Raw genomic sequence first — 4,838 nt, forward strand, 5'->3', positions numbered from 1 at the left:
GGCACCGAGAGCGAGACGATGCTCGGCGCCGCCCACGCCCGCGAGGAGCTCGAGCTGGCCGCCGAGCCGGCACCGGCCCAGGACGCCGACGTGTCCCCGGCCCCCGGTCGCCGCTGACCCCTCCCCAGCGAGTCCCCGTCCGCCCGCCGTCAGCCGACGACGGGCGGGCGTGCGGCGTCCGGAGCGACTAGGGTGAGGGGCCGGGTCCGGCCCGGGCGACCGCGGTCGCCAGCCCCGCCAGCCGGTGCGGGCCACCCGCCGACCACCGACGACCTCGAGGAGACCCCGTGGCCCCCACCAGCCGTGTCGACAACGTCATCTCCCTGGCCAAGCGCCGTGGCTTCGTCTTCCCGTGCGGTGAGATCTACGGCGGCACCCGGTCGGCGTGGGACTACGGACCGCTGGGCGTGGAGCTCAAGGAGAACATCAAGCGGCAGTGGTGGAAGTCGATGGTCACCGCCCGCGAGGACGTCGTCGGGCTCGACTCCAGCATCATCCTGCCGCGCCAGACCTGGGTCGCCTCCGGCCACGTCGGCGAGTTCACCGACCCGCTGACCGAGTGCCTCTCCTGCCACAAGCGGTTCCGGGTGGACCACATGCAGGAGGCCATCGCGGCCAAGAAGGGCGGTGATCCCGACGCGATCCCGCTGAGCGAGATCGCCTGCCCGCACTGCGGCACCCGCGGGCAGTGGACCGAGCCGCGCGAGTTCAACATGATGCTCAAGACCTACCTCGGCGTGGTCGAGGACGAGTCCGGGCTGCACTACCTGCGCCCCGAGACCGCCCAGGGCATCTTCATCAACTTCGCCAACGTGCTCACCACCTCGCGCAAGAAGCCGCCGTTCGGCATCGCCCAGACCGGCAAGAGCTTCCGCAACGAGATCACCCCGGGCAACTTCATCTTCCGCACCCGCGAGTTCGAGCAGATGGAGATGGAGTTCTTCGTCAAGCCGGGCGAGGACGAGGAGTGGCACCAGTACTGGATCGACGAGCGCACCCGCTGGTACACCGACCTGGGCATCGACCCGGCCAACCTGCGCCACTACGAGCACCCGGCGGAGAAGCTGTCGCACTACTCCAAGCGGACCGTCGACATCGAGTACCGCTTCCAGTTCCAGGGCAGCGAGTGGGGTGAGCTCGAGGGCATCGCCAACCGCACCGACTTCGACCTCAGCACCCACTCCAAGCACTCCGGGCAGAAGCTGGAGTACTACGACCAGGCCGCCGACGAGCGCTGGACGCCGTACGTCATCGAACCCGCAGCCGGGCTGTCGCGCTCGCTGATGACCTTCCTGGTGGACGCCTACGTCGAGGACGAGGCGCCCAACACCAAGGGCGGCGTCGACAAGCGCACCGTGCTGCGGCTCGACCCGCGGCTCGCCCCGGTCAAGGCCGCGGTGCTGCCGCTGTCGCGCAACGAGGCGCTCTCGCCCAAGGCCCGCGACCTGGCCGCGCAGCTGCGCCGGCACTGGAACGTCGAGTTCGACGACGCCCAGGCGATCGGTCGCCGCTACCGCCGCCAGGACGAGATCGGCACCCCGTTCTGCCTCACCGTCGACTTCGACACCCTCGACGACGACGCGGTCACCGTCCGCGAGCGGGACGCCATGACCCAGGAGCGGGTCGCCCTGTCGCAGGTCGAGAGCTACCTCGCCGCACGGCTGGTGGGCTGCTGAGCCGACCCGCTCAGCGCAGCAGCGCCTCCAGCTCCGGGCCGGGGGTGACGCTGACGCCGCTCGCCGCGCGTTGGCTGATGCGCGTCCAGCGGTCGGCGCGCACCCAGTAGACGTCGGGGCTGATCGGTCCCGGGTCGGCGTCGTGGCGCCCGGTCGCCAGCTGGACGAGCGTGTTCGTGGTGACCACCCAGTCCGGCGGGCCGCCCACCGGCGTCGCCATCAGCACGTGCCGGCTGGGGACGGCCACCAGGTGGCCCTGCCCGTACGGGTCGGGACCGAGCCAGCCCTGCGCGGCCGGCAGCAGCGCGGCCGAGGCGACGAAGAAGCTGTCGCCGACCAGGCCGTGCACCGGGCGGCCGTCGGTCTGCACCTCGAAGCGGTCGAGCGGCTCGGCGCGGAGGTGGTCGGCCAGGTTGGCCAGCGCCCGGCGGCCGAGCGCGTCGGCGGCGACGCCCGTGGCGAGCAGCGTCTGGGCCGTCGGGGTGGTCACCCGATCGGGCTCGTCGAGCACCAGCAGGCTGACCAGGTCATCGGTCAGCCGCCGCTGCAGGGTGCTGCCGTCGGCGTCCTCCACCCGGCGGAGCCGCGGCAGCAGGGCGGCCAGGTCAACCGGGGCCGGCTCGCGCTCGGACGCGGCGTCCACGACGTCGAGGTGCTGCGCGACCAGCGCAGGCCACTCCTCCTGCGGGCGTGGCGCGACGAGGCGGACCAGGTTCTCCAGCCCGTAGGCCCGCTCGCCGGTGTGGGCGACGCCGGCCTCGATCCGGCACGGGCGTCCGCGGCGGGCCAGCTCGGCGGTGACGACGGAGCGGAAGCGGTCGGCGGCGGCGCGGTCGAGCTGGGTGAACTCGGCGTCGGGGGTGCTCCTGCGGCGGAAGATCACGGGCGCGACGCTACGCCGCTGGCGGCTCAGCGGATGGAGGCGCTCACCCTGCTCCGGGCGGTGCAGCTAGCGCCCGCGAGCGGAGTCGGTGACGTCCCCGTCGCCGAGCTGGTCCCAACGGCCGCCGCGCACCCAGAAGACGTCCGGCCCGATCGGGGCCTCGCCGTCGTGCCCGTCGGCGGAGAGCTCGACCATCTTCTCCAGGGCCGGCACCAGGTTGTGGGGTTCTACGGCGAACGGGGTGGACAGCAGGAGGTGCCCGTTCGGCACCATCACCAAGTGACCCCGTCCGGACGGGTCCGGACCGAGCCAGCCCTCGGAGACGGGCAGCAGGGCGGCGGAGGCCACGAAGGTGCTGGCTCCCCGCAGGACCTGCACCGGGTGACCGGTGGTGGTGGTGCCCACCTCCGAGCGCTCCGGCGGCTCGCCGGCCAGGTGGCTCGCGAGGTTGATCAGCGCCTGCTGGTCGATGTCGTCCTGGCTCGCCCCGCTGGCCAGCAGCAGCTCGCCGGCCTCCGGCTGGGTCACGCGGTCGGGTCCGTCGAGCACGAAGACGCAGTGCAGGTCGCCGGTGACGACGCGGTGCAGCTCTCGCGGACGCGTCGCGCTGCGACGCAGCCGGGGCAGCACGGTGGCGAGGTCGACCAGGGCCAGGTCCGGGTCGGAGAGGCCGTCGAGTGCGTCGAGGTGCCCGGCGAGCGCCGTCCGCCACTCCCGCCGCGGACGGCCGGCGACGACCCGCGCCAGGTTCTCCACCCGGTAGGAGCCCCGGTCGGTGCGGGCGACGCCGCGCTTGATCACCGCCCGGCGACCGCGGCTCCCCAGCTCGTCGGCGAGCAGGGCGCGGAACCGGTCGGCGGCGGCACGGGTGAGCGGCGGGAGCTCGGAGTCGGGCGTCCAGAATCGGCTGAGGACCACGGGGCGGGACGCTACGCCGGTGCCAGGTCACCGCTCGCCCGCGGCGGATCGGCCGACTACCATGACCGGGCCATGACCGAGACCGCGACGCTGACCCGACCCCTGCGCCTGGGCCCCCTCGAGGTGCCCGTGCCGGTGGTGCTGGCGCCGATGGCCGGCATCACCAACGTCGCCTACCGCACGCTGTGCCGCGAGCAGGCCGAGCGCGGTGCCGACGAGGTGACCGGGGGCGAGCGGCGTCCGGCCGGGCTGTTCGTGTGCGAGATGATCACCAGCCGCGGGCTGGTGGAGCGCGACCCCAAGACGCTGTCGATGCTCGGCTTCGACCGCGGGGAGACGGTCCGCTCGGTGCAGCTCTACGGCGTGGACCCCGTCTACATGGGCCGGGCCGCCGACATCCTGTGCGGGGAGTTCGGCGTGACCCACGTCGACCTCAACTTCGGCTGCCCGGTGCCCAAGGTGACCCGCAAGGGCGGCGGCGGGGCGTTGCCGTGGAAGCGCGACCTGCTGGCCGCCATCCTCACCGCCACCGTGAAGGCGGCCGGCCGCCACGGCGTCCCGGTGACCTGCAAGACCCGGATGGGCATCGACGCCGACCACCTCACCTACCTCGACGCCGGCCGGATCGCCGAGGACTCCGGGGTGGCGGCGATCGCCCTGCACGGGCGCACCGTCGCCCAGTCCTACTCCGGTGAGGCCGACTGGGAGTCCATCGCCCGGCTGGTCGACCACGTCGACATCCCGGTGCTCGGCAACGGCGACATCTGGGAGGCCGCCGACGCGCTGCGGATGGTGGAGCAGACCGGCGCCGCCGGCGTCGTCGTCGGCCGCGGCTGCCTGGGACGTCCCTGGCTGTTCTCCGACCTCGCCCAGGCCTTCCTCGGCCGCCGCAGCACCGCCCTGCCCACGCTGGGTGAGGTGGCGGCGACGGTCCGCCGGCACGCCGAGCTGCTGGCCGAGGTGATGGGCGAGGAGCGCGGACTGACCGACCTGCGCAAGCACATGGCCTGGTACTTCAAGGGGTTCCCGGTCGGCGGTGACGTCCGGCGCGGTCTGGGCACCGTCTCCTCGATGGCCGACCTGGACGCCCAGCTGGCCACCCTCGACCCGTCCGAGCCGTTCCCCGAGAGCGAGCTCGGCGCCCCCCGTGGCCGCCGCGGCAACCCGCGCACCAAGGTGGCCCTGCCCGAGGGCTGGCTGGACGACACCTGCGGCGTCGAGCTCGACCTCGCCGCCGCCGAGGACGACGTCTCCGGCGGCTGATCCCCGCCGCCCACCCACCCCCCCGGCCGGTTCGAGGTGATCCCGCGCACTCCACCGTCCGCTTCCACCTCGACCCGGCGCTCGAGCGGTGTCCCCTC

At 73.6% G+C, this 4,838-nt stretch carries 4 protein-coding genes; 2 read left to right on the forward strand and 2 right to left on the reverse strand.

Going from position 1 to position 4,838, the window contains the following annotated elements; translation table 11 throughout:
• Positions 1-287 precede the first annotated feature (287 nt).
• Complete coding sequence (locus tag DVA66_RS17140; protein WP_114561153.1) at positions 288-1,676, forward strand: glycine--tRNA ligase; 1,389 nt, start codon at positions 288-290, stop codon at positions 1,674-1,676.
• A gap of 10 nt (positions 1,677-1,686) precedes the next feature.
• Here DVA66_RS17140 and DVA66_RS17145 read toward each other — a convergent pair whose 3' ends face one another.
• Positions 1,687-2,559 (reverse strand): hypothetical protein, encoded by an 873-nt coding sequence (locus DVA66_RS17145; protein WP_114561154.1) that lies wholly within the window; start codon positions 2,557-2,559, stop codon positions 1,687-1,689.
• A gap of 66 nt (positions 2,560-2,625) precedes the next feature.
• Positions 2,626-3,477 carry a hypothetical protein gene (locus tag DVA66_RS17150; protein WP_114561155.1) on the reverse strand — a complete coding sequence of 284 codons (852 nt, stop codon included), beginning with the start codon at positions 3,475-3,477 and terminating at the stop codon, positions 2,626-2,628.
• Positions 3,478-3,549: 72 nt separating this feature from the next.
• On the opposite strand from DVA66_RS17150, the gene dusB reads away from it, so the two are divergent.
• On the forward strand, positions 3,550-4,740 hold the full coding sequence (dusB, locus tag DVA66_RS17155; RefSeq protein ID WP_114561156.1) for a tRNA dihydrouridine synthase DusB: 1,191 nt from the start codon (positions 3,550-3,552) through the stop codon (positions 4,738-4,740).
• Positions 4,741-4,838: the final 98 nt, after the last annotated feature.

Origin of the sequence: Desertihabitans aurantiacus, from assembly GCF_003344635.1 — a bacterium.
Lineage (GTDB): Bacteria > Actinomycetota > Actinomycetes > Propionibacteriales > Propionibacteriaceae > Desertihabitans > Desertihabitans aurantiacus.